The sequence below is a fragment of the Pseudomonas sp. Xaverov 259 genome (assembly GCF_019352915.1).
In the GTDB taxonomy this organism is placed as follows: Bacteria; Pseudomonadota; Gammaproteobacteria; order Pseudomonadales; family Pseudomonadaceae; genus Aquipseudomonas.
In genome coordinates this window covers 179,787-199,141 of sequence record NZ_JAAAFV010000031.1, presented here as the reverse complement: position 1 = coordinate 199,141, position 19,355 = coordinate 179,787, and the positions used below count along the sequence as shown (strand labels likewise).

The 19,355-nt window shown below is 62.2% G+C and carries 15 protein-coding genes; 5 read left to right on the top strand and 10 right to left on the bottom strand.

Going from position 1 to position 19,355, the window contains the following annotated elements; genetic code table 11:
- Nucleotides 1-11 precede the first annotated feature (11 nt).
- The 5 genes from tagH to tagF all read left to right on the top strand — a co-directional run bounded on the left by tagH (nucleotide 12) and on the right by tagF (nucleotide 8,341).
- Complete coding sequence (gene tagH, locus K0H48_RS11570) at nucleotides 12-1,379, top strand: type VI secretion system-associated FHA domain protein TagH (RefSeq protein ID WP_219267553.1); 1,368 nt, start codon at nucleotides 12-14, stop codon at nucleotides 1,377-1,379.
- A 90-nt stretch (nucleotides 1,380-1,469) separates the two neighbouring features.
- Entirely contained in the window at nucleotides 1,470-2,801 is a 1,332-nt protein-coding gene (gene tssK, locus K0H48_RS11565) for a type VI secretion system baseplate subunit TssK (RefSeq protein WP_219267552.1), read from the top strand.
- 15 nt (nucleotides 2,802-2,816) lie between these two features.
- Entirely contained in the window at nucleotides 2,817-4,103 is a 1,287-nt protein-coding gene (gene icmH, locus K0H48_RS11560; RefSeq protein WP_219267551.1) for a type IVB secretion system protein IcmH/DotU, read from the top strand.
- Between the two features lie 2 nt (nucleotides 4,104-4,105).
- A complete protein-coding gene (gene tssM, locus K0H48_RS11555) occupies nucleotides 4,106-7,669 on the top strand; it encodes a type VI secretion system membrane subunit TssM (RefSeq protein WP_219267550.1) in 3,564 nt (1,187 codons plus the stop codon).
- Between the two features lie 9 nt (nucleotides 7,670-7,678).
- Nucleotides 7,679-8,341, top strand: coding sequence for a type VI secretion system-associated protein TagF (tagF, locus tag K0H48_RS11550; protein WP_219267549.1), 663 nt, complete (start codon nucleotides 7,679-7,681; stop codon nucleotides 8,339-8,341).
- A 73-nt stretch (nucleotides 8,342-8,414) separates the two neighbouring features.
- Here the strand turns inward: tagF and K0H48_RS11545 are convergent, their stop codons facing one another.
- The 10 genes from K0H48_RS11545 to nuoG form a co-directional block, all read right to left on the bottom strand.
- A complete protein-coding gene (locus K0H48_RS11545; protein ID WP_219267548.1) occupies nucleotides 8,415-8,729 on the bottom strand; it encodes a DNA-binding transcriptional regulator in 315 nt (104 codons plus the stop codon).
- Nucleotides 8,719-9,069: a toxin gene (locus K0H48_RS11540; protein WP_026013737.1), complete on the bottom strand. Its 351-nt coding sequence runs from the start codon at nucleotides 9,067-9,069 to the stop codon at nucleotides 8,719-8,721. Before K0H48_RS11540 ends, K0H48_RS11545 begins: the two co-directional genes overlap by 11 nt.
- Nucleotides 9,070-9,307: 238 nt before the next feature.
- A complete protein-coding gene (gene nuoN, locus K0H48_RS11535) occupies nucleotides 9,308-10,771 on the bottom strand; it encodes an NADH-quinone oxidoreductase subunit NuoN (protein ID WP_017137523.1) in 1,464 nt (487 codons plus the stop codon).
- 7 nt (nucleotides 10,772-10,778) lie between these two features.
- Entirely contained in the window at nucleotides 10,779-12,311 is a 1,533-nt protein-coding gene (gene nuoM / locus K0H48_RS11530; protein ID WP_138814940.1) for an NADH-quinone oxidoreductase subunit M, read from the bottom strand.
- Nucleotides 12,312-12,360: 49 nt separating this feature from the next.
- Entirely contained in the window at nucleotides 12,361-14,214 is a 1,854-nt protein-coding gene (nuoL, locus tag K0H48_RS11525) for an NADH-quinone oxidoreductase subunit L (protein WP_219267547.1), read from the bottom strand.
- Nucleotides 14,211-14,519, bottom strand: a complete 309-nt coding sequence (gene nuoK / locus K0H48_RS11520; RefSeq protein WP_017137520.1) for an NADH-quinone oxidoreductase subunit NuoK — start codon at nucleotides 14,517-14,519, stop codon at nucleotides 14,211-14,213. Before nuoK ends, nuoL begins: the two co-directional genes overlap by 4 nt.
- A 2-nt stretch (nucleotides 14,520-14,521) precedes the next feature.
- Complete coding sequence (nuoJ, locus tag K0H48_RS11515; RefSeq protein ID WP_003219561.1) at nucleotides 14,522-15,025, bottom strand: NADH-quinone oxidoreductase subunit J; 504 nt, start codon at nucleotides 15,023-15,025, stop codon at nucleotides 14,522-14,524.
- A 9-nt stretch (nucleotides 15,026-15,034) separates the two neighbouring features.
- Entirely contained in the window at nucleotides 15,035-15,583 is a 549-nt protein-coding gene (gene nuoI / locus K0H48_RS11510) for an NADH-quinone oxidoreductase subunit NuoI (protein WP_003174725.1), read from the bottom strand.
- 11 nt (nucleotides 15,584-15,594) lie between these two features.
- Nucleotides 15,595-16,602: an NADH-quinone oxidoreductase subunit NuoH gene (nuoH, locus tag K0H48_RS11505; RefSeq protein WP_057721782.1), complete on the bottom strand. Its 1,008-nt coding sequence runs from the start codon at nucleotides 16,600-16,602 to the stop codon at nucleotides 15,595-15,597.
- Nucleotides 16,599-19,313, bottom strand: a complete 2,715-nt coding sequence (nuoG, locus tag K0H48_RS11500; protein WP_219267546.1) for an NADH-quinone oxidoreductase subunit NuoG — start codon at nucleotides 19,311-19,313, stop codon at nucleotides 16,599-16,601. The genes nuoH and nuoG overlap by 4 nt, the downstream gene beginning before the upstream one ends.
- Between the last annotated feature and the right edge of the window lie 42 nt (nucleotides 19,314-19,355).

Here is a 19,355-nt window from a genome sequence, read left to right as displayed (position 1 = left end):
TGGAGCTCGCTATGAACCTGATCCTGCTGGTTAACAGCTACCGCGACCAACTGATGCCCGGCGAGGTGATCTGCCGCTTTACCGAGGCCGGTGGTTCCATTGGCCGTGGGCCGGACAATGACCTGACGCTCGATGATCCAGGCAAATACATCTCGCGGGTGCATGCGCGCATCGAGCTGCGCGGCGAGCAGTTCTACCTCACCGACACCGGCAGCAACCCCAGCCTGGTCAACGAACGGCCGTTGGGCAACGGCCGCGAACGTGTGCTGGAGGAGGGCGATCGCCTGGTGATCGGCGATTACGCGCTGCAAGTGCGCCTGGAGCAACCGCTGGCGCCGGCGCCTGAAGACGATGCCCTGGCCACACGCATTCTGCCGCCGCTGTTTGTGCCGCCACCACCGCCGGTGGCCGTACCGTTGCCGCCGCTGGAAGTACCGCAACCGTTGCTGCGCGACCCGGAGGTGGTGGTGCCGGTGCTGCTGCACGACGATTTGGCCGGTGCGCGCATTCTGGAGGGCGACTCGCTGTTTGATGGGGCGATGCCGCTGTCCGATCCGTTGGGTTTGAACCCGGCGCTGACCCCGGTTTTTCGCGGCACCGAGAGCGACCATGTAGCACCACAGATGCAGGCCTTCAACCCGCCGTTGTGGCAGTCGGAGCCGCAGGTAATCCCGGATGACTATGACCCACTCCTCGGTGTGTCCACATCCCCTGTGGGAGCGGGCTTGCCCGCGATGGCGATCCTCGATGATGAGGTGATTCAGGATCACTGCACCGTCCCTGAGCCCACCCGTGACAATGCGGTGCTTCAAGCCCTGCTATCCGGCCTCGGCCTGCCCGACCTGCACACCACCCGCACCCCCACCGAACTCGCCCAACTGGTCGGCGAAATGCTCCGCGCCGCCACCGGCGGCACCATGGATGTACTTATGGCGCGCGCGTTGACCAAACGCGAAAGCCATATCGACATGACCATGATCGGCGCCTATTCCAACAACCCGCTCAAATTCTTTCCCGACGCCGACAGCGCCCTGACGCAGATGCTCAATGGTGATTCGCCGGCCTACATGCGCCCGGTCAAGGCCATGAATGCTTCGTTCGAAGACCTCAAGGCCCATGAGCTGGCGGTGATCGCCGGTATGCGCGCAGCGCTCGGTGCGGTGGTACAGCGTTTCGACCCGGCGCGGGTGGAACAACGCCGCACCACCCACGGCGCGCTCGACAAGTGGATGCCGGCGCGGCGCAAGGCGCGTCTGTGGGACCGCCTGGTGGAGCGCTATGAGGATTTGGCGCGGGATGCCGATGAGGATTTGCAGCGCTTGTTCGGGGAGCTGTTTTCCAAGGCCTATGAAGAACAGGTGGCGCGGATGAGGTCTTGAGGGCTGCTGCGCAGCCCGACGCGGGGCAAGCCCGCTCGCCACAGCAAGCTCCCTCGCCACAACCGCCGGCCCATGTTGAGAGAAGAATTTATGTCATGGAATAACAAAGTAGTCTGGTCCGAAGGCATGCTCTTGCAGCCTCAGCACCTGCAACAACACGACCGTTTTCTGCAGACCCAGCTGGAAGCCCGTGTGGCGACCTTGCGTGCTTATGGCTGGGGTTTTTCCAAATTGGAAATCGACCCGCAGCAGTTAGCCATGGGCAAGCTGTCGCTGCTCGCGTACAGCGGTGTATTGCCTGACGGCACGCCCGTGGGCCTGCCGTTTGACGACGAAATGCCGTTGCCGCTGGAGATCCCTGATGATGCCCGCGACCTCAAAGTGGTGTTGGCCTTGCCGAGCCTGCGTCCCGGTGTGGCGGAGGTCGACGATAACCCGGGGTTTGAAAATTTCGCCCGTCATCGCAGCAGCGAATACGAAGCCTGGGACAGCAATGGCCTGGACAGCAGTGCGTTGATGAGCATCGGCAAGTTACGCTTGCGCCTGGCCTTTGAAGGCGATGTGGCTGACGCCTACAGCGTGCTTGGCGTCGCCCATGTGGTGGAAAAACGCGCGGACAAGAGCGTGGTGCTCGACCGCGAATTCTGCCCGCCGTGCCTGGACATTCGGGCGGCCGAGCGCTTGCGTGCGTTTGTCGATGAGCTGTTGGGGCTGGTGCAGCAGCGAGTCGAGGCCTTGGCCTCGCGTCTGACGCGCCCGGATGGCAGTGGCGCGGCGGAAATCGCAGACTTTTTGCTGTTGCAATTGCTTAACCGCAGCCTGCCGCTGGTGCGGCATTTGTCGGCAATGAGCGGTTTGCACCCTGAGCAACTGTACCGTGACCTCGCCGCCCTGGCGGGTGAACTGGCGACCTTTACCCGTGACGACAAGCGCGCAGCGGCGTACCCGGTATACCGCCACGCAGCGCTGGCGCAGACCTTCGCCCCGGTGATGCTCGACCTGCGCCGCGCCCTGTCGGCGGTGATGGATGTACGCGCCATTGCGATACCGCTGGAAGAACGCCAATACGGCATTCGTGTGGCCGTGTTGCCGGACCAGGAGTTGCTGCGTTCGGCCACCTTCATCCTGGCGGTGCAGGCGCAGATGTCCGCCGAAAGCGTGCGTAACGGCTTCCCGCCGCAGGTCAAGATCGGCTCGGTGGAGAAGATCCGCGACCTGGTCAACCTGCAACTGCCGGGCATTGGTTTGCGCCCGCTGCCGGTGGCGCCACGGCAGTTGCCGTTCCACGCCGGCTTTACCTATTTCGAACTCGATCGCAGCAGCGAATATTGGCAACTGCTGAGCCAGTCGGCCGGCTTTGCCATGCACATCGCCGGGGTGTTTCCGGGGCTGGAGATGCAGTTCTGGGCGATCCGCAACTAAGGCAAGGTGACTCACGTGAACGACACTTTTGATGGCGGCCAAGACCCGGACCGCACCTTGCTGATCCCTACGCCTGGTGGGCGACGGGCTGCTGCGCCGACCCATGTTGGCGGCGATGGGCAAAGGGCCGCGCTGCTGTTTCACGGCCAGGGGCTCAACCCGCTGGTGCGTGCGGCCAACCCATTGCTCGACCTGGTGGTGCCATTGCGCACCCTCACGAGCGTGCCCGACCTGGAGAGCCTGCGCCAGCGTTTGATCCAGGCGGTGCAAGCCTTCGAGGCTCAGGCGCGGGCCAGCCAGGTGGATGTAGAAACCGTCGCCGCAGCGCGTTATGCACTGTGTACGCTGGTCGACGAAACCATCGCCAGCACCCCATGGGGGGCTGGCGTGTGGGGCAGCCGCAGCCTGTTGGTGACCTTCCATAACGAAGCCTGGGGCGGCGAAAAGTTCTTCATGATCCTGCAGCGCTTGAGCCAGGATCTGCGCACCCATATCGATGTGCTGGAGTTGATGTACCTGTGCATGGCCCTGGGGCTGGAAGGCCGTTATCGCGTGCTGGATCGCGGCCTGGATCAGCTAGGGTTGCTGCGTGAGCGGCTTTTGCAGTTGATCAACCAGCAGCGCGGCAATCAGGAACAGGAACTGTCACCGCGCTGGCGCGGTGCTGAGACTGCGCAGGCATCGATGCTGCGGCGGGTGCCGTTGTGGGTCATGGCTTCGGTGGCGGCGGTGGTGTTGCTGAGCGTGCAACTGACCTACAGCTGGCTGCTCAACCGTGCCTCCGACCCGGTATTTTCCCAGTTGGGTTCGATTCGCGTGGCTTCGCCGCTCAAGGTGGCGGTGCCTGCCACTGCGGCGCCGGTGCGCCTGGCCGGGTTCCTGGCGCCGGAAGTGGCTCAAGGGCTGGTGGCGGTCAAGGACAGCGCCGACCGCTCAGTGATCACCCTGCGTGGCGACGGCGTATTTGCCTCCGGCAGCGCCGAGGTGTCGAGCAACTTCGACGGCTTGCTAGCGCGTATCGGCGATGCCCTGGCGACGGTGCCGGGGGATGTGGTGGTGGTCGGGCATACCGACAACGTGCGGCCCTCGGCGACCTCAAGGCTGGGCTCCAACTTTGACTTGTCCCAGGCGCGGGCCAAGACCGTGGCGCGCTTGCTCGCCCAGCGTGCCGGGCCGGCCGAGCGTTATCGCAGCGAAGGCCGTGGCGAGACCGAGCCGCTGGTTCCCAACGATTCGGCGGCTGATCGCGCGCGTAACCGCCGCGTCGATATCACCGTGCTGATTCCTTCCCAGGCGCAATAGCCATGAACTTCTCTTCGTTTTTTTCGTTGTTATGGTCCCCGGTGGAGCGCTTTGTCCTGTGGCTGCTCAAGCCGTGGTTGCTGGCGTTGATCGGCGTGGCATTACTGTCGCTGCTGGTGTGGTACGAAGGCCCGCTGCTGGCGTTTAACGGCAGCGAGCCGCTGGCGCCGGAGGCCCGTCGTTGGGGCTTGATCGCAGTGTTTGTGCTGGTATGGGCCGGCTACTTTGCCTGGCGCTTGTGGCGCGCCTGGCGTGCCAACCGTGGCTTGATGGCGGGTGTGGCCGAGGCGCCGGTGGTGGCGCCGGGTGTGCGTGAAAGCCAGGCCGAAGTGGCTGAGTTGGGCGAACGCATGCGCTCGGCCATGGCGGTGCTGCGCAAGGCCAACCCTGGCTGGAAGATGAGCGGGCAGTACCTGTATCAACTGCCGTGGTACATGTTTGTGGGCGCTCCGGGCAGCGGCAAGACCACAGCGCTGACCCATTCCGGGCTGCAGTTTCCGCTGCGCGAAGCCATGGGTTCCGGTGCTATCGGCGGCGTGGGCGGCACGCGGCACTGTGACTGGTGGTTTACCGATGAAGCCGTGCTGCTCGACACCGCAGGGCGTTACACCACCCAGGACAGCTACACCGAAGTCGATAAAGCGGCCTGGGGCGGGTTTCTTGATTTGCTCAAAAAGTACCGCCGTCAGCGCCCGGTCAACGGCGTGATCGTGGCCTTGAGCGTCAGCGACCTGCTGCAACAGAGCGAGGCCCAACGCCAGGCCCAGGCGGTGGCGATTCGCGCACGCATCAACGAACTGTACGAGCGCCTGGGCCTGCGCTTTCCGGTGTATGTGATCATCACCAAGTGCGACTTGCTCGCCGGGTTCTCGGAGTTTTTCGAGACCTTTGGCCGCGATGAACGCGCGCAGGTCTGGGGTGTGACGTTCCCGTTGCCACAACCGCCGCAGGCTGACATGGGGCTGGCGTCTTTCCCGGGCGAGTTCGATGCCCTTGAGCGCCAGTTGCAACGCCGCGTGCTCGAGCGTTTGCAGCAGGAGCGCGATCTGTCGCGCCGCGCTTTGCTCTACAGCTTCCCGCAGCAGTTCGCCAGCCTCGGCGATGGCCTCACGCGCTTTCTCAATACGGTGTTCGAAGCCAATCGTTATCAGGAACCGGCGTTGTTGCGTGGCGTGTATTTCACCAGCGGCACCCAGGAAGGCAGCCCGATTGATCGGGTGCTGACCTCGCTGGCGGCGTCGTTCGGGTTGGGCCGCAAAGTGCTCGCGCCCAATGTGGCCAGCGGACGCAGTTACTTCATCACGCGGTTGCTGCGCGAGGTGATTTTCAAAGAGGCCGGGCTGGCCGGGGTCAATCATCAGGAAGAGCGGCGCCGGCGCTTGCTTGGCCGCGCCGGGCGGATCACGGCGGCGGCGGTGTTTGTGCTGTTGCTCGCGGCGATGACCATCAGCTACAACCGCAACCTGCAGCTGATCGCCGATGCGTCGGGCGCCGCTACTGATGTCGCGCAGTTGGCTCAGGCGTTGCCAGCTGAAGGCGATGTGCTGGTGACGTTGCCGCTGCTTAACGCCGCGCGTGCCTTGCCCAGTGGTTACAGCGATGGCGACAACAGCGTGCCGCTGCTCAGCAGAATGGGCCTGTATCAGGGCAACAAGCTCGGCGCGGGTGCGGTGACGCTGTATCGGCGCCTGCTGCGCAGCACACTGCTGCCGCACATCGTCGCCAATATGGAAAACGCACTGCGCCGTGGCGATGCGAGCAACCAGGAATTTCTGTATGAAACCCTGCGTGCCTATCTGATGTTGGGCGAGCGGCAGTTCTTTGATGCCGCCTCGGTGCAGGCCTGGGTCGATGTTGACTGGCGCCGCGAGTTGCCCCAGGCCACCCCGGCGCAGTTGCAACAATTGTCCGATCACGTGGCAGCCTTGCTGGAAGCCGACGATGAAGCGCAACCGGTGCAACTGGACAGCGCATTGATCGCCAAGGTACGCCTGGCGCTGGCCGGTATGCCGGCGTCCCAGCGCATCTACAATCGGGTCAAGCGCCTGGTAGAGCAGCAGCGCTTGCCGGAGTTGAGCGTCAACAGCGCGGTGGGGCGGGACGTGTCGTCACTGTTTACCCGCGCCAGTGGCGAGCCGTTGTCCCGTGGCGTCAGTGGCGTGTATCGCATCGTCGGTTACCGTCAGTTGACCGACTTGACCCCGCAAGCCGTGACCGACATGGCCAAGGACAGTTGGGTGCTCGACCGTCAGGAGTCGGCGCCGAGTGCCGGCGGCAACCCGGCCATGCAGGCGGCGGTGCTGGAGTTGTATTACGCTGACTCCATCCGTCAATGGGACACCTTTTTGGCGGATGTGCATGTGACGCCGCTCACCAGCCTGGGCCAGGCGTCCTTGGTAACCAACGCCTTGGCCGCCACTGATTCGCCGCTACGGGCGTTGCTGCAAGCAGTGGCCAAGGAAACCACCCTGGAAGGCGCCCTGACCACGGCGGCCAGCAAAGACACCGATCAACGTGTGCGCGACAAGATCGCTGCGGCCACCCAGAAGCTGCAAGCTGCGCTGGGTGCCGATAACCCGACGCCAGTGGCGGATGCTTCGGCCAACCCGGTGGACCTGCATTTTGCCGCGCTGCACCGTTTGGTCGGCAGCGGCACTGGGCCGCAACCGCTGGACGACGTATTGGTTGCGCTGAAGGACGCCGGGCAGTTTTTCGACAGTGCTGATGCGGCCCGTCGCAGCGCCGCGCCGGCCCCCTCCAATGAGGTCCTGGGGCGTTTGAAACGTTCCGGCGATACCCAACCTGCGCCTTTGGCGGGCGTATTGCGCGATGTGGAATCCGCTGGCTCCGCGCTGACCTTGGGCAATGAAAAGGCGCGCTTGAATGCGCTGTGGGAAGCCAGCGGCGCACCCTTCTGCCGGGCGGCCATCGACGGGCGCTATCCGTTGGTGCGCAGTTCCGGGCGCGATGCCACCGCCGATGACTTCGGCAAGTTCTTCGGGCCTGGCGGCTTGATGGACGATTTTTTCAGCAAGAACCTCGCCGCCTATGTCGACATGAGCGGCAGCCAATGGCGCTGGCGCTCCAGTGGGGTGACCGCGCTGAATATCTCCCAGGATGTGCTCAACCAGTTCCAACGCGGCGCCAGGCTGCGGGATATGTTTTTCGTCGCCGGTGCGCGTCAGCCATCAATGCGTTTTGACCTGAAAACCCTGGGGGCCGACCCGGCGTTGACCAAGGTCACACTGGATATCGATGGCCAGCCGGTGGTGTACGACGCGGGCAGCGTGGCGGACTTCACCAGCCTGTCGCTGCCGAGCGGCAAGTCCGGCGGCCTGGTACGCCTGGACGCCACGCCGGCATTGGTCAGCCCGTTGCGCAGCGATGGCCCTTGGGGTTGGTTGCGGATGATGGACAAGGCCGCGGTCAGCGCCCAGGGCGAACAACTGCAACTGACATTCAATTTGGAAGGCCACCGGGTGACGTACCTGTTGCGAGCCAGCAGTGTGATCAACCCGTTTCGCCGTGATGGCGCCGAGCAGTTCCATTGCCCTTCGAGCTTTTAAGGATCAGCCATGCATGGATTTTTCGGCAAGGTCGCAAGCCATGGGGACTTTGTCAGTCGCCGCTTGCCCCCAACGTTTTTGCAGCCTTGGGATGCATGGCTGCAGGGCGGTTTGCAGTGCAGTCGCGAGCGGCTGGGGTCACAGTGGCTCCAGGTTTACCTGTGCAGCCCGATCTGGCGCTTTGCCTTGGCGGCGGGCGTCTGTGGCGAGCAGGGATGGTCGGGCGTGATGATTCCCAGTGTGGATCGGGTGGGGCGTTATTTTCCGTTGACCCTGGCCTGCGCCGGGGAGGATGTGCCATTGCTCGCTCGGCTGGAAGGGGAGACTTTTTGGTATGACCAGGTGGAGCGCCTGGCATTATCGGCATTGAGTGAAGGCTTTTCCCTGGAGGCTTTCGACGAGGCGCTGCTGGGGATGCCACTACCAGGAGACTGGTCGCCGGCGAGCTACGCCAACAGCGTGGCGCCGCCGGCGCGATGGTTTGCTTTGCCCGACCCTGAGCGTATCGGCGACGGCATGCCGCAACTGAGTGCCCAGATCGAACCACTGGCGCGCCATTCGCTGTTCTGGACCGAGGGCTCGCCACGCGTAGCGCCGTCACTTTGGGTGGGTGAGGGGTTGCCTGACAGCGAGACGTTTGCCGATATGCTCGGTGGATTTGGTGTGCAGTAAGTTAGTGGAAGTTAGCGCTTTTTTGTGGCAAGCCCGCTCGCCACAGCAAGCCCGCAAGCCATAGCCTGATTCCTCAGCCCAGCGCCGCGAGCTGCGCCACGGTTTCCGGAAAACGTGCCACCAGCCGAATCAAGGTGGTGGCCTGGGCGTTGGGCTTGGCCCGGCCTTGTTCCCAGTTTTCCAGGGTGCGTACGTTGGTGCGCAGGTACATGGCGAACACCGAGCGCGAGAGGTTGAGCTGTTGGCGCACGGCGACCACTTCTTCGGCGCTCAGAGGGGCCAGGTTGTTGAGATGGGCCTTGTGGGTCCGCAGGGTGACTTTGCCTTGGCGTTCTTCGGCCAGGGCGTCGAAGCCTTCGACCAGTTCGGAAAAGATTTCACGTTTCATGATGTGTTCTCGCTTTGATTTCCCTGTCCAGCATGTGTTTGAGGGCTTTCTTGTGGTTGGGGGTAAGGTCGTCCTGTTCGTGTTTGCCGTACAGGGTGAACAACCAGAATTGCGTGCCGCCCGACCACCAGTAGTAAATGACCCGCAAGCCCCCGCGTTTGCCTTTGTTGCGTCGCTCATCGACGAAACGGACCTTGCGCAACCCGCCGGTTCCCTCGATCACGTCGCCCGCTTGCGGGTTCTTCATCAACTCCTGTTGAAAGCCCTGGAATAGCTCGTCACTCAGATAGTCCCTGCGATGCCGTTCAAAGGCCGGCAACTCGATAAATAGAGCATCCATGTTCTGTACGTAGCCTGCGTATAGTGTGGTGGCCCACGCGCCTTGGGTCAAGTGACCGGGCTGTGGGAACTTTCCTAAAACGCAACCACCATAAGGCCGACTTCAGCGAGTAGATGCCAGACGAATAGGTAGTAGATGAAGGAAATTTCTACAGTAAGAGCAGGCAAAAGAATTGATCCTCAGAAACGCAAAACGGCGCCCGAAGGCGCCGTTTTGTTTACTGCATTAATCTAAGCGATCAAACGCCCAGCACCGCGTGCTGCACCAGGGTGAGCAACGGTTGTGGGTATACGCCCAGGAAGAACGCGAGCAGGGCGATGGCCAGCAGCATCACGCCGCCTGCCTTCTGTTCCCAGTGCAGCTCGGCGTCTACGCGGCGCAGGTTTGGCTCGATCAGGTACAGAGTGACCATCACGCGCAGGTAGTAGAACACGCCGATGGCGCTGCCCAGTACCAACGAAGCAACCAACCACCATTCGTGGGCTTCAACACCGGTGGCAACGATGTAGAACTTGCCGATAAAGCCTGCGGTCAGCGGGATACCAGCCAGGGACAGCATCATCACGGTGAGCACGGCGGTCAGGTACGGACGGCGCCAGAACAGGCCGCGGTATTCGTACAGGGCGTCGGCGTCACGGCCTTTGAACGGCGAGGACATCAGCGTGATCACGCCGAATGCACCCAGGCTGGTGATCACGTAGGTAACCAGGTACACGCCCATGGCTTCCACGGCCAGGCCTTTGCTCGCCACCAGGGCGATCAGCAGGTAGCCGAAGTGCGCGATGGAGGAGTAACCGAGCAGACGCTTGAGGTTGTTCTGGGTCAGCGCCAGCAGGTTACCGAACAGGATCGACGCAATGGCGATCACGGTCAGCACGGTGCTCAGCACGCCGGTGTTGGCCGCAGGCGAGATCTGGAACAGACGCACCATCACCGCAAACACCGCAACCTTCGACGCCGTGGCCAAAAACGCGGCCACCGGCGCCGGGGCGCCTTCGTACACGTCCGGGGTCCACAGGTGGAACGGCACCAGGGACAGCTTGAACGCCAGGCCGATCAGCATCATCGCCAGGCCCAGTTGGGCAATCGGCGCAGGCATGTTGGTGGCCGCCAGCGCGTGACCGATACCGGTGAAGCTCAGGTTGCCGGCCTCTGCGTAGAGCAGCGCCATACCGAACAACAGGAACGCGGAACCGGCCGCCGACAGCACCATGTACTTGATGCCGGCTTCCAGCGAGCGCTTGTTGAAGAAGGCGTAGGCCACCAGGCCGTAGGTCGGGATCGACAGCAGTTCCAGGCCGATGAACAAGCCGGCCAGGTGCTGAGCGCTGACCAGCACGATGCCACCGGCCGCAGCCAGCAGAATCAGCAGGTACAGCTCTTCCTTGTTGCCAGGGTAGCCGGTGCCGCCTTCGCCGAGGTAAGCGTGGGCGAGGGTGACGCAGGCCAGGGTGGCAACGAGGATCAACGCGATGTACAGCAGCGCGAAGTCATCGACCATCATCAGCGGGGTCACGGCCAATGGCGCGACCTTGAGTGCCGGGATGATCGACAGCAGGGCCAGGTTAAGACCGGCACACGACAGCAGGAACGTTTGCGAGTGATTGCGGCGCCAGGCGATTGCCAGCATCACCGCCACAACGGTAAGGCTGGTAATCAGCAGCGGCGCAAGCGCGATAAAGTGTTGGATCGTGAATTCCATAGCGCTCTTACCGGGCCGAAGCGAGTTGAGAGAAGGCGGTGCCGATCCACTGCTGCACGCCATGCATCGTCGCGGCAGAAGTGTCCAGGAACGGTTGCGGGTACACACCGATGTAGATCAGCAGCACCGCAAGGCCGAGCACCATGATCAGTTCGCGAGCATCCATCCCTTGCAGGACGGTGTCGGACTTGGCCGGGCCGAAGTAGGCGCGGTGGATCATGATCAGCGAGTAGACCGAACCGAACACCAGGCCCGAGGTAGCAATGGCGCTGATCCACGGTGTGTGTACGAACGACCCCATCAGGATCAGGAACTCGCCGATGAAGTTACCTGTGCCCGGCAAGCCCAGGGACGCGGCGGCGAAGAACAGGCTGATGGCCGGCAGGTACGCGATGCGCGACCACACGCCACCCATTTCACGCATGTCACGGGTGTGCAGGCGCTCGTACAGCTGACCACTGAGGATAAACAGTGCGGCGGCCGAAACGCCGTGGGCCAACATCTGGATCACTGCGCCTTGCAGCGCCAGCTGGCTGCCGGAGTAGATGCCGATCAGTACGAAACCCATGTGGGAAACGGACGAGAAGGCAATCAGACGCTTGATGTCGGTTTGCGCAAAAGCCAGGAATGCACCGTAGAAGATCCCGATCAGACCCAGGGTCATGGCGATCGGCGCGAACTCGGCCGAGGCATTCGGGAACAGCGGCAGGGCGAAACGCAGCAGACCATAAGCAGCGGTCTTGAGCAGGATACCGGCGAGGTCGACGGAACCTGCGGTCGGCGCCTGGGCGTGAGCATCCGGCAGCCAGGAGTGGAACGGCACCACCGGCAGCTTCACCGCGAAGGCGATGAAGAAGCCCAGCATCAGGATGTACTCGGTGGTCAGCGACATCTTGGTTTTCAACAGGTCGGCGTAGTTGAAGGTAATCACGCCAGTGGTGTTGAAGTTGACCAGTACCAGACCCAGGATCGCCACCAACATGATCAGGCCGGAAGCCTGGGTGAAGATGAAGAACTTGGTCGCCGCGTAGATCCGGGTTTTCTTGCCGTCCGAAGAACTGTGACCCCAGAGCGCGATGAGGAAGTACATCGGCACCAGCATCATTTCCCAGAAGAAGAAGAACATGAACAGGTCCAGCGCCAGAAACACGCCGACAACGCCGCCCAGGATCCACATCAGGTTCAGGTGGAAGAAGCCCACGTGACGCTGAATTTCTTTCCAGGAGCAGAGTACCGAGAGGATACCCAGCAAGCCGGTCAGCAAAATCATCAACAGCGACAGGCCGTCGAGGGCCAAGTGCACGTTGATGCCGAAGCGCTGGATCCACACGTGCTTGAATTCAAGCGCGAAGGTTGGATCGACACCCGGTGCCGGAGCGAATGAATAGTCACCGTGCGCCCACAGCCAGAGGCCGAGCGCGAGTTCCAGGGACATGGTCAGCAACGCAATCCAGCGGGGGAGGGTGGCGCCGAAGCGTTCACCCATCCAGCAGAGCAGGCCGCCGATAAAGGGGATCAGGATTAGCCAGGGCAGAATCATGACAGGCTCGTTTCCTTTCGCAGGTTCGCAAAGTTCAAAAGGTTCATAGTCAGACCGCTACCACAACGATGGCGCCGATCACCAGCACGGCACCGATGGCCATGGAGGCTGCATACCAACGCAGTTGACCGGTCTCGCTGCGGCTCAGGGCGGTGTGACCGGCCTTGGCGGCGCGCGGGATCAAACCGATGGTCTGGTCGAGCGGGTCTTTGCGCAGTACGTGGCTGATGGCCAGGTAAGGCTTGACGAACAGTTTGTCGTAGATCCAGTCGAAGCCCCATGCAGCGAACCACCAGGCCGAGAGGAAGCGGCCAATGCCACTGTTGGCCACAGCGGTGACGAAGCGACGCTTGCCCAGGAACAGCAGCGCGGCCAGCAGGATACCGGCGATGGCGATGGCGCCCGAGGCGATTTCCAGGCTGTGCTTGGCGGCGCCACCGGCATGGCCAGCGCTTTCCGGCAGTACACCGGCCAGAGGCGGGGTGATCATGGCGCCGATGAAGGTCGACAGGATGATCAGCACCGACAGGGGCAACCAGTGGGAGATGCCATGGCCTGCGTGCGCTTCGGTCTTGGCTTCACCGTGGAAGGTGATGAAGATCAGGCGGAAGGTGTACAGCGAGGTCATGAACGCACCGACCAGGCCTGCGTACAGCAAACCGTGGTTACCGCTGGCAAAGGCTTCCCAGAGGATTTCGTCCTTGGAGTAGAAACCTGCGGTCACCAGTGGCAGGGCCGACAAGGCCGCGCCGCCGACGATGAAGCTGGCGTAGGCCAACGGCAGTTTCTTCCACAGGCCGCCCATCTTGAAGATGTTCTGCTCGTGGTGGCAGGCAACGATCACCGCACCCGAAGCGAGGAACAGCAGGGCCTTGAAGAAGGCGTGGGTCATCAGGTGGAAGATCGCGCCGTCCCAGGCACCTACGCCCAGGGCCAGGAACATGTAGCCGATCTGGCTCATGGTCGAGTAGGCGAGGATACGCTTGATGTCGGTTTGTACCAGCGCAGCGAAACCGGCCAGTACCAGGGTCACGCCACCGACCAGCCCTACAAGATGCAGGATTTCCGGTGCCAGGGTGAACAGGCCGTGGGTACGTGCGATCAGGTAGACACCCGCAGTTACCATGGTTGCGGCGTGGATCAGTGCCGACACCGGCGTAGGGCCGGCCATTGCGTCCGCCAGCCAGGTTTGCAGCGGCAGTTGCGCGGATTTACCCACGGCGCCGCCCAGCAGCATCAGGGTAGCGAGGGTGATCCAGAAGTCGCCGACCTGGAATTTCTGTGGTGCCAGCACCAGCAGTTCCTGGATGTTCAGCGTGCCCACCTGTTGGAACAGGATGAACAGGCCGATGGCCATGAACACGTCGCCGATCCGAGTAACGATAAAAGCCTTGAGTGCAGCGTTACCGTTGTTGCGGTTGCTGTAGTAGAAACCGATCAACAGGTATGAGCACAGGCCCACGCCTTCCCAGCCGAAGTACAGGAACAACAGGTTATCGCCGAGTACCAGGAACAGCATGCTGGCGATAAACAGGTTGGTGTAGGCGAAGAAGCGCGAGTAACCGGCCTCACCGCGCATGTACCAGGACGCGAACAGGTGGATCAGGAAGCCTACACCCACCACCACGCCGAGCATGGTGATCGACAGGCCGTCGACGTAGAGGGCGAAGTTGGGCTTGAAGCCGTCCACCGACATCCACTGCCACAGCACCAGGGTGTAGTGGCCGCCTTCCGGCGGCGCCACGTTGAATTGCCAGATGACGTAGGCAGCCACGATGGCCGACAGGCCAATGGACCCCACACCGATCAGGGCAGACAGGTTTTCCGACCAGCGTCCACGGGAGAACGACAGCAGCAGGAAACCGATCAGGGGAAATACGAAAGTCAGAAAGATCATGTTCATCCGCGCATCTCACTGGCAGCGTCGATATCAAGCGTGTGGAAGCGACGATACAGTTGCAGCAGGATCGCCAAGCCAATACTGGCCTCGGCGGCTGCCAGGCTGATCACCAGGATGAACATGACTTGCCCATCCGGCTGCGCCCATCGGCTACCTGCAACCACGAACGCCAGTGCGGCGGCGTTCATCATGATTTCCAGGCTCATCAACACGAACAGAATGTTACGGCGAACCATCAGGCCGACCAGGCCAAGGCAGAACAGGATGCCGGCGACCGCCAGACCATGCTCCAAAGGGATAGCAGGCATCGTCATTGCTCCTTGGCTTCGTTGCGGCCCAAGTGGAAGGCGGTGATGGCTGCCGCGAGCAGCAACATCGAAGCCAGTTCGACCACCAGCAGGTACGGGCCGAACAGGCTTATGCCCACGGCTTTCGCGTCTACGGTGGTGTGGCCGATGGCCTGGCCGCTCTGGTGAGCGAACAGCACATACAGCAGTTCACCCAGCAGCAGGGCTGCCAGGATCACCGGGCCGAGCCAGATGCCGGGCTTGAGCCACACGCGTTCCTGGGCGACCGAGGCTGGCCCGAGGTTGAGCATCATCACCACAAACACGAACAGCACCATGATGGCGCCGGCGTAGGCGATCACTTCCAGCACACCGGCGAACGGTGCGCCGAGGCTGAAAAAGGTCATGGCCACGGCGATCAACGAAATGATCAGGTAGAGCAGGGCGTGCACAGGATTGGTGTTAGTGATCACGCGAAGCGTGGACACCACTGCAATACCGGACGCGAAATAGAAAGCGAATTCCATCTTTCTTCCTTAAGGCAGCAAGCTCTTCACGTTGATCGGCTCGGCTTCGTTTTGTGCGGCGCCCTTGGGCTTACCGGCAACGGCCATACCTGCAACACGATAGAAGTTGTAATCAGGGTTTTTACCGGGACCAGAGATCAGCAGATCTTCTTTCTCGTACACCAGGTCCTGACGTTTGAACTCGGCCATCTCGAAATCCGGTGTCAGCTGGATCGCGGTGGTCGGGCAAGCTTCCTCGCAGAGGCCGCAGAAAATGCAGCGCGAGAAGTTGATGCGGAAGAAGTCCGGGTACCAGCGACCGTCTTCGGTTTCAGCTTTCTGCAGGGAGATGCAACCCACCGGGCACGCCACGGCGCACAGGTTGCAGGCTACGCAACGCTCTTCGCCATCGGGGTCGCGGGTCAGTACGATACGGCCGCGATAGCGCGGCGGCAGGTACACCGCTTCTTCCGGGTATTGCAGGGTGTCGCGTTTGCGAAAGCCGTGACCGAACACCATCACCAGGCTTCGCAACTGGGTACCGGTACCCTTAACGATGTCGCCAATATATTTGAACATGGGTCAAATCCTCACTGAACCGCGCCGGCTGGCGTGTTCAACAACACAACGGCAGCCGTCACCAGCAAATTGATCAGGGTCAGCGGCAGGCAGAAGCGCCAGCTGAAATCCATCACCTGGTCGTATCGTGGACGCGGAATGGAAGCGCGCAGCAGGATAAACAACATGATGAAGAACGCGGTCTTCAGGAAGAACCAGAAGAACGCCAACTGCGGCAGGATGCCGAACGGACCGTGCCAGCCGCCGAAGAACAGCGTGACCAGCAGGGCCGAGATCAAGATGATGCCGATGTACTCACCAACGAAGAACATGCCCCATTTCATGCCGGCGTATTCAATGTGGTAACCGTCGGCCAGTTCCTGTTCCGCTTCCGGCTGGTCGAACGGGTGACGGTGAGTCACGGCGACGCCAGCAATGAAGAAGGTGCAGAAGCCGAAGAACTGCGGAATGATGAACCACAGGTTCTGCGCCTGGTACTCAACGATATCGCGCATGTTGAACGAGCCGACCTGCACCACGATGCCCATCAGCGCCAGGCCCATGAACACTTCGTAGGACACGGTCTGGGCCGAAGCCCGCAAGCTGCCCAGCAGGGCGAACTTGTTGTTACTCGACCAACCGGCGAACAGCACCGCGTAGACCGACAGACCGGCCATGGCGAAGAAGAACAGCAAGCCGATGTTCAGGTCCGCCACGCCCCAGGTCGGGGTGATCGGGATGACGGCGAAGGCGATCAGCAAGGCGCTCATGGCCACGACCGGTGCCAGGGTGAATATCACCTTGTCGGCAAACGGCGGGGTCCAGTCTTCCTTGAAGAACATTTTCAGCATGTCGGCGGCGATCTGGAACATGCCGAATGGGCCAACGCGGTTCGGACCGTAACGGTCCTGCCACCAGCCCAGCAGGCGACGTTCGACGAAGCTGAGCAGGGCGCCCGCAACGACCACGGCCAACAGGATCACGATGGCTTTGACCACCGAAATGATCACGTCAATTACTTCCGGCGTGAACCAAGTCATTGCGCTGCCTCCTGCAGACCGTCAACGGTTTTGCCAAAGATCGCAGGTGGAATACCGGCAAGGCCTTTAGGCAGTGCAACCAGGCCCGCACCCAACTCATCATTGATGCGCAGCGGCAGACGCAGGGTCTGGCCAGCCACGTTCAGGCTGAGCAGGGCACCGTCGTTGACGCCCAGGCGGTCGGCTTCGGACTTGGCCACGGACACGTAGGCTTCAGGAATGCGACTTTGCACCGGCGCGGCTTTGGAAGAAGTCTCTTCGCTGCCGAACAGGTGGAAGAACGGCACAACCCGCCAGGTGCCCTGGGCCGGGTTGAACGGACGCGGTACGGCGGCGAACCAGTTCAGCGCGTCACCGGTGCTTTCGATCAGGCGGGTGCCTGGGTCGCCAGCGCGGATGTGGCCACCGACTTCGTCCTGGAACTTGTTCCAGGCTTGCGGCGAGTTCCAGCCCGGCGACCAGGCAAATGGCACTTGCTGACGTGGCTCGACCGAACCCGAGTAACCTTCCATGGAGAAGGCAAACGCGGTGTCGATGTCTTGCGGCGTACGCGGTTCGTGCACGCTGATGTCGGCGCGCATGGCCGTACGGCCCGAGTAACGCAGCGGTTCACGGGCCAGCTTCATGCCCTTGATGCGGAACGAGGCGGACGGTGCAGCGTCGACGATACGGGCCAGCTGCGGGGCGCTTGCGGCGGCTGCGGCGGTTACGTGGTCGAGCTGGGTCCAGTCGATCGGCTGGTTCAGCAAGGTGGCGCGCAGGGCATGCAGCCAGCGCCAGCCTTCGTGAACCAGGATGCTGGCGTCCATGTACTTCGGATCGAACACCTGGAAGAAGCGCTGGGCGCGGCCTTCCTGGCTGACCAGAGTACCGTCGCCTTCGGCGAAGGTGGCGGCTGGCAATACCAGGTCGGCACGCTCGCTGGTGGCGGTCTTCTGGTGGTCGGCCACGATCAGCACTTTGGCAGCGTCCAGCGCGGCATCGACCTTGGCCGAATCAGTGCGGGTGTACAGGTCGTTTTCCAGTACCACGATGGCGTCGGCATTGCCGTCGATCACGGCTTGCAGGGCAGCGTCCAGGGACTCACCACCGAGCATGGCCAGGCCGAGGCTGTTGGCTTCCGGCACTACCAGGCTGATGGAACCGTTCTTGTCGCGCAGCTTCAAGGCCTTCGCGATATTCGCAGCAGCCTCAATCAGTGCCTTGGAACCCAACGAGGTGCCGGCAATGATCAATGGGCGCTTGGCTGCGAGCAGGGCATCGGCGATGCGCTGGGCCAGTTCGACGGCTTCAGTGTCCAGGCCTTCGACGGCAGGCGCGCTGGCGTCGAGGGCGTGGGCCACGGCGAAACCGATGCGGGCCAGGTCATCCGGCGCGGCGTGAACGCATTCTTCGGCGATGTCGTCGAGCTTGGTTTCAGCCAGGCTTGCGATAAACAGCGGGTTCAGCGCGTGCTGGCCGATGTTTTTTACCGCGGCGTCAAGCCAAGGCTGAACGCGCATGGCGTCGGCCATGTCTTCGGCCTTGCCTTTGACCGACTGACGCAACGACAGCGCAATACGCGCGGCGGTCTGGGTCAGGTCTTCGCCGAGGACGAAGATCGCATCGTGGTCTTCGATGTCGCGCATGTTCGGGACTGGCAGCGGGCTGTCGTTCAGCACTTGCAGGACCAGGCGGATGCGCTCCAACTCACCGGCTTCGATACCGCAGTAGAAGTGCTCGGCACCCACCAGTTCGCGCAACGCGTAGTTGCTTTCGAGGCTGGCACGCGGCGAGCCGATACCGACGATGTTGCGGCCGCGCAGCAGGTCGGCGGCTTTATCCAGCGCGTCGTCCAGGCTCAGCTTGGCGCCACCGGCCAACAGCGGCTGGCGTGGGCGGTCTTCGCGGTTGACGTAGCCATAGCCGAAACGGCCACGGTCGCACAGGAAGTACTGGTTGACCGAACCGTTGAAGCGGTTTTCGATGCGACGCAGTTCGCCGTAGCGCTCGCCCGGGGAGATGTTGCAACCGCTGGAGCAGCCATGGCAGATGCTCGGCGAGAACTGCATGTCCCACTTACGGTTGTAGCGCTCGGAGTGAGTCTTGTCGGTGAACACACCGGTCGGGCAGACCTCGGTGAGGTTGCCGGAGAACTCGCTTTCGAGCACGCCGTCTTCAACGCGACCGAAGTACACGTTGTCATGGGCGCCGAAGACGCCCAGGTCGGTGCCGCCGGCGTAGTCTTTATAGAAACGCACGCAACGGTAGCAGGCGATGCAGCGGTTCATTTCGTGGGAAATGAACGGGCCGAGGTCCTGGTTCTGGTGCGTGCGTTTGGTGAAGCGATAACGGCGCTCGTTGTGGCCGGTCATCACCGTCATGTCTTGCAGGTGGCAGTGACCGCCTTCCTCACAGACCGGGCAGTCGTGGGGGTGGTTGGTCATCAGCCATTCGACCACACTGGCGCGGAACGCCTTGGATTCTTCATCTTCGATGGAGATCCAGGTGTTGTCGGTGGCTGGGGTCATACAGGACATGACGATACGACCACGGGTGTCGTTCTCGTCGGTGTACTGCTTGACCGCGCACTGGCGACAGGCACCGACGCTACCAAGCGCGGGGTGCCAGCAGAAATACGGGATGTCGAGGCCTAATGAGAGACATGCCTGTAACAGGTTGTCTGCCCCATCGACTTCGAGCGCTTTGCCGTCTACGTGGATAGTGGCCATGGTTCAAAGTTCTTCGTTGGCCCGTTGTCAGCGGGCGTGGCT

What these genes read in the sequence shown, in the direction of transcription:
- tagH (WP_219267553.1), top strand. Translation starts at nt 12, where the DNA reads ATGAACCTGATCCTGCTGGTTAACAGCTACCGCGACCAACTGATGCCC.
- tssK (WP_219267552.1), top strand. Translation starts at nt 1,470, where the DNA reads ATGTCATGGAATAACAAAGTAGTCTGGTCCGAAGGCATGCTCTTGCAG.
- tssM (WP_219267550.1), top strand. Translation starts at nt 4,106, where the DNA reads ATGAACTTCTCTTCGTTTTTTTCGTTGTTATGGTCCCCGGTGGAGCGC.
- tagF (WP_219267549.1), top strand. Translation starts at nt 7,679, where the DNA reads ATGCATGGATTTTTCGGCAAGGTCGCAAGCCATGGGGACTTTGTCAGT.
- K0H48_RS11545 (WP_219267548.1), bottom strand. Translation starts at nt 8,729, where the DNA reads ATGAAACGTGAAATCTTTTCCGAACTGGTCGAAGGCTTCGACGCCCTG.
- K0H48_RS11540 (WP_026013737.1), bottom strand. Translation starts at nt 9,069, where the DNA reads ATGGATGCTCTATTTATCGAGTTGCCGGCCTTTGAACGGCATCGCAGG.
- nuoN (WP_017137523.1), bottom strand. Translation starts at nt 10,771, where the DNA reads ATGGAATTCACGATCCAACACTTTATCGCGCTTGCGCCGCTGCTGATT.
- nuoM (WP_138814940.1), bottom strand. Translation starts at nt 12,311, where the DNA reads ATGATTCTGCCCTGGCTAATCCTGATCCCCTTTATCGGCGGCCTGCTC.
- nuoL (WP_219267547.1), bottom strand. Translation starts at nt 14,214, where the DNA reads ATGAACATGATCTTTCTGACTTTCGTATTTCCCCTGATCGGTTTCCTG.
- nuoK (WP_017137520.1), bottom strand. Translation starts at nt 14,519, where the DNA reads ATGCCTGCTATCCCTTTGGAGCATGGTCTGGCGGTCGCCGGCATCCTG.
- nuoJ (WP_003219561.1), bottom strand. Translation starts at nt 15,025, where the DNA reads ATGGAATTCGCTTTCTATTTCGCGTCCGGTATTGCAGTGGTGTCCACG.
- nuoI (WP_003174725.1), bottom strand. Translation starts at nt 15,583, where the DNA reads ATGTTCAAATATATTGGCGACATCGTTAAGGGTACCGGTACCCAGTTG.
- nuoH (WP_057721782.1), bottom strand. Translation starts at nt 16,602, where the DNA reads ATGACTTGGTTCACGCCGGAAGTAATTGACGTGATCATTTCGGTGGTC.
- nuoG (WP_219267546.1), bottom strand. Translation starts at nt 19,313, where the DNA reads ATGGCCACTATCCACGTAGACGGCAAAGCGCTCGAAGTCGATGGGGCA.